The sequence below is a fragment of the Ralstonia sp. AU12-08 genome (assembly GCF_000442475.1).
In the GTDB taxonomy this organism is placed as follows: domain Bacteria; phylum Pseudomonadota; class Gammaproteobacteria; order Burkholderiales; family Burkholderiaceae; genus Ralstonia; species Ralstonia insidiosa.
The window spans coordinates 82,688-101,335 of the sequence record NZ_ASZV01000030.1 but is presented as its reverse complement, the minus strand read 5'-3'; the positions used below and the strand labels follow the sequence as shown (position 1 = coordinate 101,335).

15 protein-coding genes and 1 pseudogene are annotated in these 18,648 nt (G+C 57.2%); 4 read left to right on the top strand and 12 right to left on the bottom strand.

Going from position 1 to position 18,648, the window contains the following annotated elements; translation table 11 throughout:
* From C404_RS46080 to C404_RS0130105, 3 genes and pseudogenes are all read right to left on the bottom strand, one after another.
* Window positions 1–780: pseudogene (locus tag C404_RS46080) on the bottom strand (LTA synthase family protein); the annotation flags it as partial.
* Window positions 781–786: 6 nt separating this feature from the next.
* The gene (locus C404_RS46075) at window positions 787–1,572 is read right to left on the bottom strand and encodes an SDR family NAD(P)-dependent oxidoreductase (RefSeq protein WP_021195549.1); all 786 of its coding nucleotides are present in this window, start codon (window positions 1,570–1,572) and stop codon (window positions 787–789) included.
* Window positions 1,565–2,773, bottom strand: a complete 1,209-nt coding sequence (locus C404_RS0130105; RefSeq protein WP_031329558.1) for a capsule biosynthesis protein — start codon at window positions 2,771–2,773, stop codon at window positions 1,565–1,567. Before C404_RS0130105 ends, C404_RS46075 begins: the two co-directional genes overlap by 8 nt.
* 401 nt (window positions 2,774–3,174) lie before the next feature.
* Here C404_RS0130105 and C404_RS46070 point away from each other — a divergent pair, with 401 nt between their 5' ends.
* From C404_RS46070 to C404_RS46055, 4 genes are read left to right on the top strand one after another with little or no spacing between them, the layout of a single operon-like run.
* A complete protein-coding gene (locus tag C404_RS46070; protein ID WP_374754737.1) occupies window positions 3,175–4,329 on the top strand; it encodes a hypothetical protein in 1,155 nt (384 codons plus the stop codon).
* Between the two features lies 1 nt (window position 4,330).
* Entirely contained in the window at window positions 4,331–5,131 is an 801-nt protein-coding gene (locus C404_RS46065) for an ABC transporter permease (protein WP_031329556.1), read from the top strand.
* Complete coding sequence (locus tag C404_RS46060; protein WP_021195545.1) at window positions 5,128–5,781, top strand: ABC transporter ATP-binding protein; 654 nt, start codon at window positions 5,128–5,130, stop codon at window positions 5,779–5,781. The genes C404_RS46065 and C404_RS46060 overlap by 4 nt, the downstream gene beginning before the upstream one ends.
* Before the next feature lie 44 nt (window positions 5,782–5,825).
* Window positions 5,826–7,112 carry a glycosyltransferase family 4 protein gene (locus C404_RS46055; protein WP_021195544.1) on the top strand — a complete coding sequence of 429 codons (1,287 nt, stop codon included), beginning with the start codon at window positions 5,826–5,828 and terminating at the stop codon, window positions 7,110–7,112.
* A 14-nt stretch (window positions 7,113–7,126) separates the two neighbouring features.
* On the opposite strand, the gene C404_RS46050 is transcribed toward C404_RS46055, so the two are convergent.
* From C404_RS46050 to C404_RS46010, 9 genes are all read right to left on the bottom strand, one after another.
* Window positions 7,127–8,242: a glycosyltransferase family 4 protein gene (locus tag C404_RS46050; RefSeq protein ID WP_021195543.1), complete on the bottom strand. Its 1,116-nt coding sequence runs from the start codon at window positions 8,240–8,242 to the stop codon at window positions 7,127–7,129.
* Window positions 8,239–9,132, bottom strand: coding sequence for an NAD-dependent epimerase/dehydratase family protein (locus C404_RS46045; protein WP_021195542.1), 894 nt, complete (start codon window positions 9,130–9,132; stop codon window positions 8,239–8,241). Before C404_RS46045 ends, C404_RS46050 begins: the two co-directional genes overlap by 4 nt.
* Before the next feature lie 3 nt (window positions 9,133–9,135).
* Window positions 9,136–10,170, bottom strand: coding sequence for a GDP-mannose 4,6-dehydratase (gene gmd / locus C404_RS46040; RefSeq protein ID WP_021195541.1), 1,035 nt, complete (start codon window positions 10,168–10,170; stop codon window positions 9,136–9,138).
* A 239-nt stretch (window positions 10,171–10,409) separates the two neighbouring features.
* Window positions 10,410–12,731, bottom strand: coding sequence for a glycosyltransferase (locus C404_RS46035; protein ID WP_049285490.1), 2,322 nt, complete (start codon window positions 12,729–12,731; stop codon window positions 10,410–10,412).
* Complete coding sequence (locus C404_RS59405) at window positions 12,709–13,293, bottom strand: DUF4214 domain-containing protein (protein ID WP_080981137.1); 585 nt, start codon at window positions 13,291–13,293, stop codon at window positions 12,709–12,711. The genes C404_RS46035 and C404_RS59405 overlap by 23 nt, the downstream gene beginning before the upstream one ends.
* 33 nt (window positions 13,294–13,326) lie before the next feature.
* Entirely contained in the window at window positions 13,327–14,064 is a 738-nt protein-coding gene (locus tag C404_RS58870; RefSeq protein WP_021195539.1) for a hypothetical protein, read from the bottom strand.
* 70 nt (window positions 14,065–14,134) lie between these two features.
* Window positions 14,135–16,405: a glycosyltransferase gene (locus tag C404_RS59400; RefSeq protein ID WP_049285489.1), complete on the bottom strand. Its 2,271-nt coding sequence runs from the start codon at window positions 16,403–16,405 to the stop codon at window positions 14,135–14,137.
* Window positions 16,406–16,542: 137 nt separating this feature from the next.
* Window positions 16,543–17,151, bottom strand: a complete 609-nt coding sequence (locus tag C404_RS46015) for a DUF4214 domain-containing protein (protein ID WP_021195534.1) — start codon at window positions 17,149–17,151, stop codon at window positions 16,543–16,545.
* Between the two features lie 244 nt (window positions 17,152–17,395).
* On the bottom strand, window positions 17,396–18,562 hold the full coding sequence (locus C404_RS46010) for a polysaccharide biosynthesis/export family protein (RefSeq protein ID WP_031329553.1): 1,167 nt from the start codon (window positions 18,560–18,562) through the stop codon (window positions 17,396–17,398).
* Between the last annotated feature and the right edge of the window lie 86 nt (window positions 18,563–18,648).

The following is an 18,648-nucleotide window of genomic DNA, read 5'->3' as shown; positions in this document are numbered from 1 at the left end:
GCCCCAGGCCGGGACTTCCAGCTGGCCGCACTGTATTGCTGCTGCGCATGCCGCGTCGAAGTTCGGTAGCAGATCGGCGCGCACCGCTGCCCCAAGCCGGCGTGCATCGAAAAACGACTCGCTTTGGATGACGATAACGTCCGGTCGTACGGCTGGTTCTGCAGTGCGCGAGAACGGCCCACGGCTCATCGCCGTTTGCAGTGCCGCTGCCGTGGAGGGGCGCAGGCCATTGAGCAGGCCGGCCACGAACACCGCATAGAAGCCGTGTAGGCGTTGGTCAGCGTCGGGCTGTATCACCAGTGGCAGCGCGCGCGCAGCCAACGCGTGTACAAGGGCACAGGCTGCAGCGCCTGCCAGAAGCAGCCCTCGTGGGGCATCTGGCAGCGGTGTGCTCAGCACCAGCACCGCCACGAAGACCGCCACACCAACGCCGAGTGCCAACACGTTGGGCAGGCTCAGGAACGGCAAGTACATGCGTGGATGGCGGAACAGCTGGCTAAACAGGCTCAGGTCCGTGAAGACCAGTGGTTCACGCAGCGATGCGTACTTGGCGTTGCTGACCACGGCCAGCAGCGCCGTCAGCGACACGGCTACGAACCCCGCAAACAGCGGGCGTGCCGATATCGCCAACGTCAGCAGGAACACTGTCGCCACAGAAAAAACATGCGTGGCAAGGGCGGCCGCACTGCGCCGCCACGGCGGTGCGGAACGCGGCAAGGCGATGGCGTCCGGTAGGAACGACATCGCTAGGGCAAGCAGGAGGATGACTGTGCCCGGCATGTTGCGTCAGCGCTCTGCCCGGGGCAGATAGGACAGCCGGTCCAAGATGCGGTCGCCCAGCAGTGGGGGCAGCAGCGGCAGCAGGCGCATGCCGAGCGCCAGCAGCGCCGGAAATGCGATCTCCGCCCGCCCGGCCTCCAGCTTGGCGCGGATATATCGCGCCGCCTTTTCGGCCGACCACAGGAAGGGCTTGTCACCGGGAAAGACATCGCTCATCGCCGTCTTGACGAAGCCGGGGAAGACCAGTGACAGGCGCACCCCATCGGCTGCCAGCAACGGCCGCACCGACTCGCCATAGGCCTTGATCGCCGACTTGCTGGCGCAGTAGGCCGGCGAGATGGCCATGCCGCGGATGGCCGCGAGCGAACTGACCACCACCACATGCCCGCGTTTGCGCGCGCGCAGGCGCTCCAGCACAGGCAGCAGGGTGTGGAATGCACCGTAGAAATTGGTGTCAAACACCTCGCGCGTGCGTGCCAGGTCTTCCCAGTCGCTCGACGAAGACAGCGTGCTTGCCACGCCGGCGTTGGCGATCAGCAGGTCGATCGGGTGTGTATCATCGAACGCTGTCAGCCACGCGGCTACGGCGCTGGCGTCACGAACGTCCACTTGCGCGGTGACCACGGTGGCGCCCGCCTGCCGGCATTGCTCCGCGCAGGCTTCCAGCCGCGCAGCATCGCGTGCGGCCAGCCCCAGCGTGACGCCGGGCTCTGCATAGGCGTGGGCCAGCGCCTGGCCAATCCCTGCGCTGGCGCCAGTAATGACGATGCAACGGGGGTGGCGATCAGTCATGGGCTGTCGTCTCCAGTCGCTTCACCGCACCGGCCGTGGCCATGGCAATGCCTGTGCGTGTGTAAAAGTCGCCGTTGATCTGCGTGTGGTGCACGAGGTAGTCCAGGAACGCTTGGTATAGCGCCATGTCCGGTCCTTCGGCCTCTCGCCAGAAAGCGTCCAGGGAGCCTTGCCAGGTCATGCCCTGCATATCGTAGATCGCCGTGCCCAGCGCGATCAGCGGACGGCGGTGGTGCAGGGCGGACAAGCCGACCGTGCTGTTGACCACCACCACGCCGCGCGCATGGTCGAGCAAGGTCGGCAGATGGCCCGCATCGATGAATTCAATGCGGTCGGCCATGCCGAGCGCCTTTGCGGTTTCCCTGGCGTAGCGGCGATACTCGATGATCCCGGTATCCAGCGGATGATTCTTGATGATCAGCAGCGCATCCGCAGGGGCATGCGCCGCGAATGACGTGAGCACCCGGTCAATCGCCTGCCGGACGCTATCGAACGGCGAATGGACCTGAATTTGGGAGTCCGAATTCAGCTGCAGCGGAAACAGGTAATAGGGCAGCTTTTTTGTCAGAAGGCGCTCGGTAAGCCGTTCCGCCTCGACCTTGTGCGGGCGCTTCTGAAGCAGGCGCCTGGCCAGCCCTAGGTATTCGCGGTAGCCATTGTGGGGGCGGTGGCTTTCGTAATGAGGAAAGCGACTGGCGTACAAGGCATTAGCCATGCGGTAGCGGATGTCGTGGAAGGCCCGTTCGTAGAGGTTGTAACCGGTGGTCTGGCCAGCGGGGCTGGGCGGCGTCACAGCGCGATGCTCGCGATACCAGGCCGGGTCACGCGGCAAGCGTGAACGGCCATTGACCCCATGCGCCTCCATGGTAAGCCAATGCGGCCGGACATAACCTTCTTCAAAAACGTTTACACGAACACTGTTTTGCTCAGCGAGCGGATATACCGGCTTATGAATTTTTCTGCAATCCCCAAAGAGTAGGATGTCAGTAAAGTCGCCCGATTTAAGCAGATCGGAATACCAGCCAGGAAGACTTTGGAAGTCGTCTACATAATTGAATCCAGCCTCGGTTCCGGCATATGCAAGGTCGCCGCCGCAGAAGTTCACGCGCTGCACGCGGTGTCCGCGCTCATTTAGGGCAGACAGCAACTGGCGGAAGAATGGAGAAGCCGTGCCTTGCAGGGCGAGAAAAGATCGGCGCATCAATGAGAAAGCGGGGCGGCCGGCCAAATGTTAATGAATGATTAAAAAAGGAAGAGGTGGGGCAACGAGGCCCGTGCGGCATGACGAGGCCAGCCGTGGTAACCCTTCGGGCAGGGTGGGAGGATACCGTAAGCGGCCATGCCTCGTTAGAAAAAATCCTCGGAGGCTTTGTCTATCGAATGCAACTGGAAGCGGCGTGCAATAGCGCCGCAGCGACGCGCTGGCTATAATCAGTGCCCCCAAATGGCGGCTCCGCAGTGGTTGCATGCAGCTGTCATATTGGACCGGTACGGCGCAGATAACTCTGCTTTTCTCGATGAATTGCCCGGTGTTGAACACTTACCCAAGGTCAGGGAACCAGCCCCTGCGCGACACCGAGCCGCACTGTTTTGGAAAATACGTTGGATACAGTACTGAGGGAAGACACGGCCGCTGAGGCGACCAAAAGCAAGAATGGGCTTTGGTTGCGTTTGAAACGCGTTAACCGGCTCTTTCTCGGTACCGTCGTGGTGCCGACCGTTCTCGCATCGGTCTATTTCGGCTTCATTGCGTCCGACATCTATGTCTCTGAGTCGCGCTTTGTCGTGCGCAGTCCGCAACGGCAAAGCCAGAGTGGCAGCCTGAGTGCGCTCCTGCAAGGCACTGGTTTCTCGCGGGCGCAGGATGACACGTATCCCGTGATCGACTACATCGAATCGCGCGACGCCCTCAAGGAACTCAACCAAGGCAACTACATTCTCGATGCGTATGGCAACCGAGGGGATCTGCTGAGCCGATTCCTTCGACAGTTCGACGACAGCTTCGAGTCGCTGTGGAAGTACTACAACAAGCGCGTGGTCGCGGTTGAGTTCGATACCACTTCTGCGATCACCACGCTGCAGGTGCGTTCGTTCACCTCGCAAGACGCGGTCAAGATCAACGAGTCTCTGCTGGAATTGAGCGAGCACCTGATCAACCGCATGAACGAGCGTGCTGCCAAAGACATGGTGCAGTTTGCGCGCGGTGAAGTGGAAACCGCCACCTCCAAGGCCAAGGACGCAGCGGCGGCGCTAGCGGCATATCGCAAATCAAACACGGTCTTTGATCCGGAAAGGCAGTCCGCCCTACAGCTGCAGCAGGTAACGACGCTGCAGGCGCAACTGTTCAGTGCGCAGACGCAATTGTCCCAACTCCAAGCCATTGCTCCGCAGAATCCGCAGATTCCTGTGCTGAAGACCAATATTGCCGCGGTCGAGAAGCAGATTCAGGAAGCAACGGGCGGTGTGACGGGCGGCAAGGGTTCGTTGTCGGACAAGGCCGCGAACTACACTCGGCTTCAGCTCGACTCGCAGTTTGCTGACAAGCAACTGGCATCAGCGATGACTGCACTTGAGAGCGCTCGAGCCGAAGCACAGCGCAAGCAACTCTATCTGGAGCGGCTGGTGCAGCCGAATCAGCCGGATGTGGCCATTGAGCCGAGGCGGTTGAAGCGGATTTTTGAGGTATTTGCTCTCGGCATGATTGCGTGGGGCGTTCTGAGCCTGCTGGTGACAGGTGTGCGCGAGCATCACGACTAAGATGAGCGAAGTCCATCACGAAACACCTTTCCTTAGGTCACTGCAAATTCAGTTGCGCGTCGTTGGCGCGCTGTTGATGCGGGAGATCATCACCCGTTACGGACGTCACAACATCGGCTTTCTATGGGTATTCTTCGAGCCGATGATGTTCACGCTCGGCGTGACCGCGTTGTGGACGTTGACGAAGGCGACCCACGGCTCGAATCTTCCAATAACCGCATTCGCGGTGACGGGCTACTCTTCAGTCTTGCTTTGGCGAAACTGCGCAAACCGCTGTGCATTGGCGATCCAGCCCAATCTAAGCCTTCTCTATCATCGAAATGTGCGGGTGATCGATTTGTTCTTCGCCCGTCTGCTGCTTGAGATTTCGGGTGCAACGATTTCCGCGGTTGCTTTGACTACCTTCTTCGTGATCATCGGTCTGATGGATGTGCCGCAGAACTTGTCGCTGGTGCTTGCAGGATGGATCTTTCTAGCTTTCTTCGGCACCGGCCTAGGCCTGGTCATAGGCGCGCTCAGCGAACGCAGTGAGGCAATCGACCGGCTTTGGCACACTATTGCCTACATTCTGTTCCCATTGTCGGGGGCGGTGTTCATGGTTGAATGGCTGCCGGTCAGCGCACAGAAACTAATTCTGCTGCTACCGATGGTCCATGGTGTCGAGATGCTTCGTGCTGGCTACTTCGGGTCATTGGTGAAGCCCCACTACGACGTCGAGTACATGGTGATCGCCGATCTGGTCCTCTTGTTCCTGGGGCTCCTGTTGACTCGAGATGCTAGCAAGCGGGTTGAACCAGAATGATCCGGCTTCAGAACGTCTGCAAGGATTACCACACCCGTCAGGGGCGCCGGCGGGTGCTGGATGGGATTAACCTGAGCGTGGCCCCAGGCGAGAAGATCGGTATTCTCGGTCGCAACGGCGCCGGAAAGTCCACCATGATCCGGATGATCAGCGGGGCCGAATTGCCGACCTCGGGCAAGATTGCGCGCGCGATGAGCGTTTCTTGGCCGCTTGCCTTTGGTGGTGCGTTCCAGGGCAGCTTGACGGGTATGGACAATCTGCGCTTTATTTGCCGCGTATATGGCGCAGATGCAAAGGCGGCTGAGCCCTTTGTCCAGGAGTTCTCCGAACTCGGTTACTACCTGCGTGAACCCGTCAAAAGTTATTCCGCAGGTATGCGTGCGCGCTTGGCCTTCGCTATCTCGATGGCAATCGAATTCGATTGCTTCCTGATCGACGAAATCGTAGCAGTGGGCGACAGCCGCTTCCACGCCAAGTGTCACCAGGAGCTGTTCGAACGCCGCAGCGATCGGGCGCTGATTATCGTCAGTCATGATGCCGGCTACATTCGCGAGCACTGTGATCGTGCAGCCGTTCTGGTCCAAGGCAAGCTGCATACCTTCGAGCAGATCGATGAGGCTTACACGTTCTATCAGCAAAGCGCAGGCTGAGGATGCGGTGATTGTGTCACCGTCCATCTGCACGGCGAGCCCAAATGTATAAGAAGGCCAGGGCGGCTGCGCTGCAGTTTCTCGCCATCTGGGGATCTGCACGCTGGGCAGGCGCGGCGCGACGAGCCGTCGCCGCAATGCGGCCGGTGCCGTCGAATCATCGGCAGCCGGGAACAGGCGAGCTCCGCCAGTTGCTGGTCGATGTGTCGATCATTGCTGCCCATGATGCAGGCACAGGTATCCAGCGCGTGGTCCGTTCCCTGCTGCTGGAGCTGCTTAAGGAGCCACCGGCGGGCTTCGAAGTCCGCCCCGTTCGGGCCACTCGCAAGGCTGCATACCGGTACGCCGATGCTTATCTCTCTTCGCTCAAAGCCGAGGCGACGCCGTGCGAAGATTCACCTTTATGCGTTGGCTCCGGGGATGTCTTTCTCGGACTTGACCTGAGCAGCCGCATTGCGCCCAGCCGACAACGTGAGTTCCTTGACTGGCGCGCCCAAGGCGTGCGCTTTGCGTTCGTCATCTATGACCTCTTGCCGGTGTTGCACCCCGAGTGGTTTACGCCACGTGCGCGCAAGTCGTTCCGGCATTGGCTGGGTACGGTCGTCGTACACGCCGATGCGCTGTGCTGCATTTCCCGTTCAGTGGCGGATGAAGTGGCCGAATGGTTGTGGCAGCGCGGCGGTATTGCGGCCAGCGAACTGGCCCCTGGCTGGTTCCACCTTGGCGCCGAGCTGCCGGCTGTGTTGCAGGGCGAGGTGGCGGATCTTGGGGCGCCGTTGGGGGGGAGAAGCCCTATTGCCCTGCGTCGAAGTGTGCTGATGGTTGGCACGGTCGAGCCGCGCAAGGGGCACGCACAGGTGCTGGAAACGTTCGAGCAACTATGGATGCAGGGGCACGACGTCACGCTGGTTATTGCGGGGCGGGAAGGCTGGCATGTGACTTCACTCGCGCAACGCCTGCGAGCGCACCCTGAAGCCGGCAATCGGCTGATCTGGCTGACCGACGTGAGCGATGCACAACTGGCGGGCCTATATGGTGGCCTTGGAGGGTTGCTGATGGCTTCCGAGGCGGAGGGTTTCGGCCTGCCACTGGTGGAAGCTGCCCACTATGGCATGCCAATCCTTGCGCGCGATTTGCCCGTATTCCGAGAAGTGGCGGGTGAGGATGCCAGCTATTTCACTGGCAGTACAGGGGCAGAGCTTGCGCCACAGTTCGCTGCCTGGCTGAGCCAGCTGCAGTCGGGCCAGGCACCGCGCAGTGACTGTCTACGTCGTCTAAGTTGGAGTGCCAGTGCTGCGCAACTCAAGACATTGTTGGCCGACGTGGCGTAATACCAAGCGGCAATTCAGGCAAAGCGCTTACATAAATCCAGGGTCTGGGCGGCACACTGCTGCCAGCTGTGTGATGTAGCAACGCGCAGGCCCAGCGCGACCGCACTGTCGCGCCAAGACTGGTCAGTCAGCACCTGTTCTATCCCTTCGCGCAGCGCCTCGTCATGATCAGGCTCGACTAGCCATGCGGCACCGCCCGCAACTTCGGGGAGCGACGAGCAGTTTGATGTCAGGGTGGGGACGCCGCTGGCAAGGGCCTCCAGTACTGGAAGGCCAAAGCCTTCATACACCGAAGGGTAGAGAAAGGCACGCGCACCCGCGTAGAGCAAGGGAAGAACGGGCTCGGGCACGAAGCCCAGATAGTGCAGCCATCCCTCGCTTTGGCCGCGCTCAATCTGCGCCTGCAACGTGTCGCTTAGCCAGCCCTTGCTGCCTGCCAGCACGAGCGGGCAGCCGTCGCGCAACGCTGAGGGCAGGGCGCTATAGGCAGCGAGCAGGCGGTCGATGCGCTTGCGTGGCTCCAGCGTGGAGACGCAAAGCGCGTAGGCGCCTGGCGCCAAGTCATACGCCCTTAGGGCCACAATCAGTTCCGCATGGGGGCGCGGCCGGTACTCGGCCGGCGCGCCAAGCTTGATTGCAGTGACCTTGTCATGAGGCCAGCCGAAGTACTCGATCACCTCTGCACGAATTGCCTCGGAATCGGTGACAAGATGCGCGGCCCGCTTCAGTGTGGAAGCAAACCCTTGTTCGAAGTGCCGCAAGCGCTCCGCCGGATGGGTCTCGGGGTATTTGAAGACGGACAGGTCGTGCACCGTGACGACACCGCCATCCACCACCTCAGGTAGGAAGTAGTTGGGCGAATGGAATACCTGGCCTTGGATCTGGCGCCGCATGTTCCAGCGGCGCAGGCTGGCGGGCATGCGGGGCAGCAAGCCCTTGCGCCGACGCGGCTGAGCTGCGGCAGGCTGTAGAAGCGAGGCGGGATCCTCCACCCAGCGGCCAGCAAAGAAGAAGCGAACCCGGTCCACCCCCATTTGCGGCTGCGTGTAGTGCCTAGCCAGTTCCCATGCGTAGCGGCCGATGCCCGTCAATGGTGGCACGATCGCATCCACCGCCAAGATCAACTTCATTCCTCAGCTTCCAGCATCCATTGCAATGTGTCGCGCAACGCAATGGTTGGCAATGCGCCAACGGCCTTACGCAACTTAGCGCTGCTGCCGATTAGCGTGTGTACTTCGTTGGCGCGCACAAACGCCATATTTACCTTGATCTCCGGCTGGTATCCCGTGAGATCGCTCAGCATGGCTAGCACCTCCTTCAACGCATAGCCAGTACCGGAGCAGACGTTGAAGGTCTGGCCCGCAAATCGTCCGTCGAGCAGGCGGGCGTAGGCGGCTACCACGCTTCGCACGTCGGAGAAATCGCGGACGACGTGCAGGTTCCCCAGTTCCAGCACAGGCTTGCGCTCGCGGAAGTGCGAGACGATCTTAGGCAGCAGGAACTTGGGCGACTGTCCGACACCTGTGTAGTTGAACGGTCGGGCGATAGTGATAGGCAGCTTGTCTTCCCAGAGCTTGGCCATGTATTCCATGGCCAGCTTGCTAACGGCGTAGTCATTGGCTGGAGCAGCCGGAGTGGACTCGTCAAGAATCTCGCGGTCCGCGTTGCCGTAGACGTTGGCGCTGCTGGTCAGCAATACAGACCTCGGTCGGCAGCCAGACGTATGAATCGCATCCAGCAAATTGCGGGTGCCCACCACGTTGGTATCGTAGATTGCTCGGGCATCGCCGTGGGCTACAAACGCAATGGCTGCCAAGTGCACGACCATATCGGGCTGCTCTCTCGCGAGCACTTTCGCCAACGCAACGTGGTCCAGCAAGTCACACGCATGCACCGGCACCTTTGCCTCGGGCGCGGGCATGGGTTCCAAGCCGCAAACTTCGTGTCCGGCACGCAGCAGTTCTTCAAGCAAATGCCGCCCGGTGAACCCCTGGACGCCCGTAATCAGGACCTTTGCCATGCCTTAGAACGAAAAACCTGCCCGATTGCGGCGGATGTCCGCTTCCACCATCATCTGGCAAAGTTCCTCAAGGGTTGTCTTTGGCTCCCAGTTGAGCTCCTTGCGAGCTTTCTCTGGGTTGCCGATCAGCAGGTCAACTTCGGCCGATCGGTAAAACTTCGGGTTGACCTTCACGATCACCCTGCCGCTTTTTGCATCGTAGCCAGTCTCCTTTTCCCCTAGGCCTTCCCAGGCAATATCGGTCCCCACGACTTTGGCCGCCATCGTTACAAACTCACGGACCGATTCCGTCCGGTTGGTGGCCAGTACATAGGTGTCGGGTTGATCAGCTTGCAACATGCGCCACATGCCTTCAACGTACTCCTTGGCAAAGCCCCAATCGCGCCTTGCGTCGAGGTTTCCCAGTTCAAGCACGTCGAGCTTACCCAAGTGAATTTTGGCAATGCTATCGGTGATTTTTCGGGTTACGAATTCGCGGCCGCGCAACGGTGACTCATGATTGAAAAGAATGCCGCTGCTACCAAAGATGTTGTAGCTCTCACGATAATTGACCGTCATCCAATGGGCGTACAACTTCGCCACGCCATAGGGGCTACGCGGATAAAACGGAGTATTTTCGTTTTGAGGAACGGCTTGGACTTTGCCGAACATTTCTGAGGTGCTGGCCTGATAGAAGCGAACTTCCGGATTGACGATGCGAATTGCCTCGAGCAGGTTGAGGGTGCCGATGCCGGTGATCTCGGCAGTCGTCACGGGCTGCTCAAACGATACCCCAACAAAACTCTGCGCCGCGAGATTGTAGACTTCAGTTGCCTTCGTAGTCTGAAGGAGTCGGATGCCCGCGCTCAGATCGGTCAGATCATATTCGACCAGGCAGAGATTGGGATGGTTGGCCACGCCGAGCTCTTCAATGCGCCAGAAGTTGGTTGAGCTGGTGCGGCGATACGTCCCGTAGACCATGTAGCCCTTTTCCAAGAGCAACTGGGTGAGGTAGGCGCCATCCTGCCCTGTGATGCCAGTGATAATTGCGGTAGGCATGTCAGATTATTCCATAGAGAAATTGGTGCGAGACTTTTCGCAGATATTGATAGACTCTATGGCTTCTATTAAATCCAGAGGTATTCAATTTAATTGCATAAAATGCTGGAGGCATCGGGGGTGTCCTTACAATTCCATTGTCGCATGTGGAATTGCACGGAGAAACACTACCTTCCTAAGAGTAAGCTCAATTGCGACGGGGTGTGAGGGTTAGTGTTGCATAATTCACTCATCATCTCTCACAGCGTTCGTTTTTCGATATTGCTTGCGGTGGTGGTCTGGTTCTTGTGCGCAAGAATCGCTTGCTGATAGATCTTCGTTATTCTGTGTGCCATCAAATCCGGCGTAAACCGCGATTCGTAACTTGTTCTCGCCTGCAGGCGCTTCAAGGCAACACCGCTTGTGTCAGTGAGTTCACGGATTACGGCTTGGGCAAGTCCGATCGGATCATCGACCGGCACAAGCGCTCCGCTGTTACCGTTTCCCATGACCTCCGCGATTCCCCCAACTTCACAGCCTATGCTTGGGACGCCGAACATCATTGCTTCGACGTAGATGAGCCCGAAAGACTCGTAGCGAGAAGGCGCCACAAACAATCTAGCACGGCGGAAGTGGTCATCTACTTCAGCATCACTAATGCGCCCCGTAAAGCGCACGATGTCGCGATACTCCGGATGCTCTGATTCGAAAATTTCGCGAAACGTACGATCGTTTCTTCCGGCAGGAAGGGTGTCGTCGCCGATGATGACGAAGCGAGCGTGAGGTACTTGTGCAAGAACCAAAGGAATGGCCTGCAGCAGCGTATCAATACCTTTACGAAGTTCCAGTCGTCCGATAAAAAGAACAAGATCCTCATCTACTGTTGCGAGGGCTGCATTCTGCGCTCTATCTTCCAGTGACAAATGGCATAGCGCCAACTTTTCGGTGGGTAACGTTACGCTATTGCGAGAGAAAATATCGTCTGCAATGGCGCGACTGATAGTTCGAACCACAGTGCAGTGCTGCAGCACGTAGTTCTCTCCGTCAATGGTGGGCGAGACTACTTCCCTCATAAACTTCTGGTTATCTTGCCATTCCGGATGGCTTTCGAGGGCGATAGCTTGCGAAGTTTGAAGGCTCACCACGACAGGGAAGCGCCTCGATGCTACCAGCGCGATGGCCTCGTTATCCCATAATGGTGCTTCGACAACATCGATCTGATGCCGCTCATGAATTTTCGCGATCTCCTGCAAGACCGACATTGAGTGGCACCATTGATCTATATGAACTTGGGGTACTGCGGGATCGGTAGCTCTATCGTGCCATCCCGTGAGTATGCGGTGCACCCAAACCCCATGTTCCCAATCTACCGACGACTCTTTCTGAGAGGAAGTCAGGACGTGGACCGTATGACCCATTGCAGCCAAGGCCCGAGCTTGAACGCCGATGAACCTGGCAATGCCTGAGTCGACAAAATCATAATGCCGGCATAACAGGGCGACTGTGAGTTTTTCGTCGGGTGAGGACGGATCCCCCCCCTCCGCAGACGGAAGAAACTGCGAGCGATACGCGCTCAGAGTCGTCGCACTAATGTGCCGAGGATCTTCTCGGAATGCCCTTGCGCGAGCATCAGTTTTGGCTCTTTCATATACGCGGGGCAACGCTTGAAGAACGGCTGGATCGAGTCGCTTGGTCTTCGCCGAGATCCTGGCATCGCTCAAATGCTTCTGGTAGATTGATTCAATATATTGATCAACCAAATCTTCCCCTACATGTGGGGCCGCATATTTTAGCGCGAAATAGAGCGTATTCTTCAGTATGGGGTAGTGATTGACCGTCGTATGCGCAGCCGTGCGCATATGGCTGGGAAGAAATTTGTGATGGACGTAAGCATTCGGAATTTGCCTTATTTTGTACCCGGCATCAATCACACGAACGCAAACGTCAGTCTCATCGAGATAGTACTCGTATTCTTCGTCGAATCCGCCAATCGAGAGGAGTACATCGCGCCTAAAGGAGCAATTGGTGCCTATTAAGGCGCTATACTGAAAAGCACCGGGGAAGGAGTAGAGATCGGATGGGTCATGCTCCATCCGAGTCCAGTTAGCGCCATAGCGGTCGCATACGATGAAGGTGGCTTGATAGTCGAGTCCCGTGTAGTCAAAAACGGGACCGCCCACGGCACCAATATCGCTATCGTCGTAGGCCGCTAGAAGGCGTGCGGCCCAGTTTGGCTCAGGTAGCGCATCGTCGTCGATGAATGCAACGACATCGCCCGCAGCCGCCGCAATGCCAATGTTGCGCGACATCGAGAGATTAAGTGCAGGGCAACGAAAAATCTTTATCCGTTGCGCATACTTTTCCAGAACAAGTTCCGTCTCGTCAGTAGACGGACCGTTCACGACAATGATTTCCTGCCAACTGCCGGCTTGCTGAAGCAAGGCGGCTACCGTGCGGTCCAGACTGGATGCCCGATTGCACGTGTTGATCACCACCGAAATGCTGCGCGGTGATTGCCACATTGGATCTTTGTTGAATTGGGCTGAACTTGCCGCAGACTCACTGACTTCTGCTTTGTACATCACTTTGCTGATCTATTGGAGGATGGGTGCCCGGTGGTGTTGAGCCAGTTATCCCTCCGGCTAACTCTGCATAACGTTCCTCCAGTGCGTGGAGGCGGCGCTGGAAATCGCGTGCCTGGGCGTTATGCGAACGCAGTGAATTCAACAAAGCGTTCATCTCGGGTAAGGACGTGGTGGGCCCATCATTGGATGCTTCTCTTGCGAACTGATTACCGCCGGCGCGTGCAACGCGAAAAGATCTGAGGACCTCCTTCGATGCACACAGCAAGCAGATCGCGGAATATATTCTTCCGAGGGCAGGGATCTTCATTAATGCCGTATCCGCGCGCAGTAGCCACAGGAGTGAGATCTGCTCATTTCTGGCACGTGCTTCAGGACTTGATGCAATGCTACAAATGATGCTGATCTTGCTGTGTCCGTTTCCCAACATGCGTAGATAATGGGTGCGGCCTTGAACATCTGGAGTTCGGCCAAGAATCTGCTGATAACATGCGGTTAGAAACTGCTCGCCCTCTAGACTCGCAAGGTCCAAGGCGTTCATCTTATGGTGTTGCTTTGCCATGCCAATATCCTGCTGCGCTGCTCCAAAAGCGTGTTAAGCCAGCTTGGCCCGCTTTTGTGCGGATAGCGCCTTATACCCCATCACATAGCCGCAGAGCGTGTCATAGAGAACACCGTCTTCGCGCAGTTTTACCGAGATGGCGTGATTGTCATAAGGGTGTATGTTAAGAGTCACGCAGTCGAGCGATCGGAAGTCATCAATCTGTTTCAAATCATTCCATTCAAACTCATGCCGATGGTCGCGCTCCGACCGTCCAACATTGAGCACCACCTTTGGTGTTGCCGCCGCGTCGCGATAAAGATCGTATAGATTCGGAATCTTTACATGTGGAGACATGCGGCATTGGCCATCAAATTGATTGGATATTTGCGGCGAAAAGACGATGCAAAGATCGGCTTCACAGGCAAGGCCGTAATACAGGGCAGCGTGCCCGCCACTACTTTGACCACCGAAGCAGACATGCGAATAGGCAGGAAGAATCTCCTCCCGAAGGGCCGCGACGAGTTCCGAAGATTGTGCTGTCAACCCATGCAGACCCTGGGTGTACCAATCGTAGTTCGTGTCCCGGAAGTACAGGCAATCAAATCCCGAGCGTTCGGGAAATGAAGAACTGAAGAAGGGCTCGTTGATGCCCCCAAACCAAACGAAGAGTGTAGAAGAGCCTTGATTTGCGTACTGAAAGAAGTCAGAGTTTGTTGAAAAGAGATTCTGTCGTTGCTGGATTGCCGTGCTTGTCTCTTCTGGCGAGAGCGCTTGAAGTGGACTGTTCATAGAGGGCTGCCTGAGGATCAAGCACCGACCGGAAAGTCGGCGCTTTGGTGGATCTTATTATCCCCTGAAATTAAGCCGCTTTGCGCTTGACTTCTACTGGAGTTTTACCTAGTACATCTTCGGCGGATTCAGTGGGGTGCAGCTGTGCGTAGACTTTAGCAACCGCATCACACATGACCTCAGTGGAGAACTTAGTTTCGAAGGATTCGCGTGCGGCACGACCCAGTCGGTTGCGCAGGTCTGGATCGCCGAGAATCTGATCGAGCTTTTGCCGTAGATCTGCCGCATCTTCGGACTTGAACAGAAGCCCGTCGACACCGTCCGAGACAACTTCCTGCATCCCACCGATGCGCGCACCCACAACAGCTTTGCCAAATCGCATTGCCTCGATCAGGATCAGGCCAAAGGATTCATATCGGCTTGGCGCTGCGAAGATATCGCAGTTCTGGTATGCGTTCAGCAACTCTGCCTTGGATACCGTGCCTACAAAATTCACGCGATCCAGAATGTCCGCTTGGCCCTTGTGAGCGGCAACAAAGAGATCCTTGTATGTGGCTTGATCCGCAGCAGGGAGATTGTTTTCACCAACCAAGTCAACTTTAAGGTTCTTGTATTTGCGCAGCAGCGTAGGAATGACTTCAAGCAGCAGGTCAATGCCCTTGCGTCGCTCGAACCGACCAACGAATAGCAGTTTTTGTTCGCCGTTATTCTTCGATGGCAAGGATTCTTTTTCAGAGTAATCCTCAATTCCGTGAGGAACGATGGATGTATGGCTGCGCGAGATTTTCATGCCATATTCGCGCTCGATGTCCTGGATAACGGCATGGGAATTCGCGAGAATATGTTTCGCATGATTCAAAACCCATTCTTCCCCTCGAATGATCTTGTCTACGTGATGTGTCTTGTATTCTTGGTTGGACGTCCATTCCGGCTTGAATGGAAGAGCCAGCTTGAATGTCGTGTGCAGACTGAGGATGGTGGGAATGCTGCCGTCAGCGATGCAGGCGATACCCTCTAGATCCCAGATTGGAGAGGACACAACATCCAAGCCACGCCGAGCATGAATTCGCTGGACTTCATCGAACGCGGTATAGGCGTAGTCGCGAATGACGGGCGGAATATCGGGGAGTGCCGGCGTAGCGCGGTCTGGCCACCATACAGGCACGATCCGATGCACCCAGACGCCATCCTCGAAATCGACGGTCGGATGATCGTGCCCCCGAGTTACGACGCTCACTTCATGTCCCATTCTCGCGAGGCCGGTCGCGAGTTCATGCGTCCATACGCCGATACCACCGCATTGGGCGGGCGGATAGTCTTGGCTGAGCAAGCAGATCTTCAGGCGTTTTTCGGCAGAAAGAAGTGGTTTGAAGGCGTGGAATTCCTGCGCCCGATCTGTCCAGTATTTCTGCGTCATGACGCGGCGATTGGGGTGGCTGTGCGCATCCGCCACGCCATCATAGATTCCTTTGTCAATCTCGCTAATTAGGCGGTGATAGTGCGGAGCATCAATCATCCCATTGTCGAGATACCACTTCTTGTCCTTCTTCAGGCCGGACGCATAGCGTTGAAGGAAGGACACAATCTCAGTATAGGGTGTGCCTGGCAGCGCATTCTGGACGCAGAAATACGCTTTGCTGCGTACCGGGAGATAGATCGTTTTAGGTAGCTTTGATGTGGTACGGAGATGGCTAGCCGCATACTTATGATGAATCTCCGCATCAGGGACGTATTCAACCTTGTAGCCCCGGTCAATCAGCCGAACAATCACGTCCGTTTCGTCAAGGAAATAGGCGTATTCCTCATCAAAGCCTCCGATCTCAAGCAGGGCGTGTCGACGGAAGGACGAATTTGTTCCGGTCAGGGCCAGATAGCGCTTCGAGTTCGGTCCCGCGTCTGGATTGGCTGCTTCGATGCTTTCGAAGCCATGGCCATCGCCAAAACGATCGCAAACGGTGACCTTGCATTGGAATTCGACGCCGGTATGATTTCGAATGTATCCACCAACGGCAGCGACATTCGGGTCGGAATACCCTGTCTCGAGTTTATCGAGCCAATCGGGCTCGGGGACGGCATCGTCGTCAATAAAGCAAACGATATCCCCTGTGGAGAGGGCAATCCCGACATTGCGGGACTTTGAGAGATTGGCCTCGGGGCAATTCCCGATTTTCACTTGGCCCGCATAAGCCTTCAAGATTTCCTCAGTTCCATCGGTCGATGGCCCGTTTACGACGACTACCTCGAAGTCGGGGTGCCGCAAGTAAGCAAGGGAGGCCAGTGTATTAGGCAATGTAGCGGCGCGATTATACGTGTTGATAACAATGGAAAACCGGAGAGTCATATGCGTAATCCTTCTGTTCTGGGAGTCTGTCGTTCTCAATGATGCAGCGTTACCCCTAAAGGGCGGCCTCGATTTTCATTGGCGCCAGCACAATTCTTAGTTGTTGGCTACATGCATCTGCAGCGCACTTCATGGAATCAGGTATCGATTGCTGCATTAGCTGATCGAAGGGCATTTGACAGTCGCTTTTGCTCCTGCCGAATCCCATCCATTGATGCCCCCAGCACAGCGAGACTGAAATCAGTCCGCTTATGCATTTCCTTGATGGAAAGGCTGGTGCCATCGATTGAAGCGGAAAGATGATGGCTGAGGAATCCCAGTGTCTGCTTCAGTTCGTGGTGCGCAGCTTGCAGTTCATCCAGGCGCGAGTGTAGCTCTGAGATCTGAGTACGGATATTGGAGTCGCTCTCGCGGCGAGTCAGCTGCACAGGGGTGATTTCACTCTTTTGGACGACGACCGGCGTCAGCGATCGTGCAACAAAAGACCCAAGCAATGGAATGGCAGCCAGTCGAGTTTGTGCGGCGTAACGGCGGACGTGCAGCACGTGCATGCCATTGAGCCGCGCTTCCTTGCTGCGTGCGATATTTCGAACGACGCGGGCTCTCGACTCTCCCTGTCTCAATCGATTGAGATAGAACGCTTTGCCGTCAGTATCCGGTTCTCTGCCAAGCAATTTTCGATAGCATTGCTCGATGAACTCGTTGCTCTCCAAGCCGGCAAACTCGTAAATCGATACAGTCTTCATTTTTCTAGGGGTCACGGAAATTGTTTGAGGTGTTGTGCCTACGTTCTGTCAGGGAATTGACTGTTGGGGTGGTTGGTGTTCAATGCGTTCAAAATAATTTTGGGGCTGATCGGCGACTGATTGGGGTGCGTGCAATGAATCCCTGTTATCGCGGCAGGCAGTTTCTCGTGTGCATACTGCGCAACATATAGAGGATTTGCTTTCTCCCTGAATTTGCATCAACGAGTAAGGGGAGCGCCTTCTATTACTTGAACGTATTCACCGTGGTCACCACCGGATAAGCCACCGAAAACACCACATTCAAGAACTTCTGCAGCTCAGCAATCGGCGCATTCGACACGTACAGCAGATCCTTGTTGTCCATCACAAACGTCTGCGCCACGAAAAAGCTTCCAGGGTCTTTCAGGTTCACGCGGTAGACCACCGGCACTTTGCCGTTCTGTGTGGTGCGTACCGGTTGACGTGGCCAGGGCAGGGCGCTGGCGTCTTCAAAGCGGAAGATGAATACGCCTCGTGCATCCGAGCGGGAATCTTCCAGGCCGCCGGCGCGAGCAATCGCCTGGGCCAGCGTGATGCCTTGCGCTTCGAAGTTGATTTCTTGGTTCTTGCCCGTCGCGCCCAGCGCGGTAAAGCTGAGCGGCTGGAACAACGCGGTGACCACGTCGCCAGCGCGCAGTGCGACGTTTTGGCGCGGGTCTCGGATGATGGTTTGCAGCGGCAGGGTCTGCACTGTGTTGCCACGGGTGACCTGGATGGTCATCTTGTCCACCGGCTGACGTACGCCGCCGGCGCTGGCCACGGCGTCCAGCAGGCGTTCACCGCGCGCCGTCAGTTGCATGCGGGTGCTGGCGGCAACGTCACCGACCACGGTCACGTAAGACGTGACGTTCTTGGACAGCCGCACCAGCACCTGCGGCTGGTTGGCCTTGCCCTTGAGGGCCGCGGTAATGTCCTTTTCCAGTTGCGTAGTGGTGCGCCCGGCGGCTTTGATCTGCCCGGCGAACGGGACATTGATATAGCCGTCGCCGCTGATCGTTTGTTCGGGCAGCACGGAGACGCGAGCGTTGCTTGGCGCAGCACGTGGGTCCATGCCGGTGGCGCCAAACAGGGTTGCCGGCGGGGCCTCCCAGACAGACACTTCGATGACGTCGCCCACGCCCAGCTGCTGCCGGAATTGCCCCCCGTCGCCTAAGGCGCGGGCAAAGTCTGTCGTCTGGCGTTCGGCCAGAAGACGCTGGGCCACTTCTTCCGTCACGTCGACGATCTGGATGCCGGCGGTGACCGAGGCTTCGGTGGTGGCATCTGCCACCTGCGACCTGGTCGGGCCAGAAGAGGGAACAGTGGAGCAAGCGGTAAGGCTAGCCGTGCCGACAATTGACACGGCCGCCAATAAGGCGGACAGGCTGCGCATTCTGGAGGAGATTCTTTAAGCTAAGCAATACTTTACAAGTATCCCACGCCCATCGCTAGAATACGCAGTTCTGCTGCAGTTTCTAG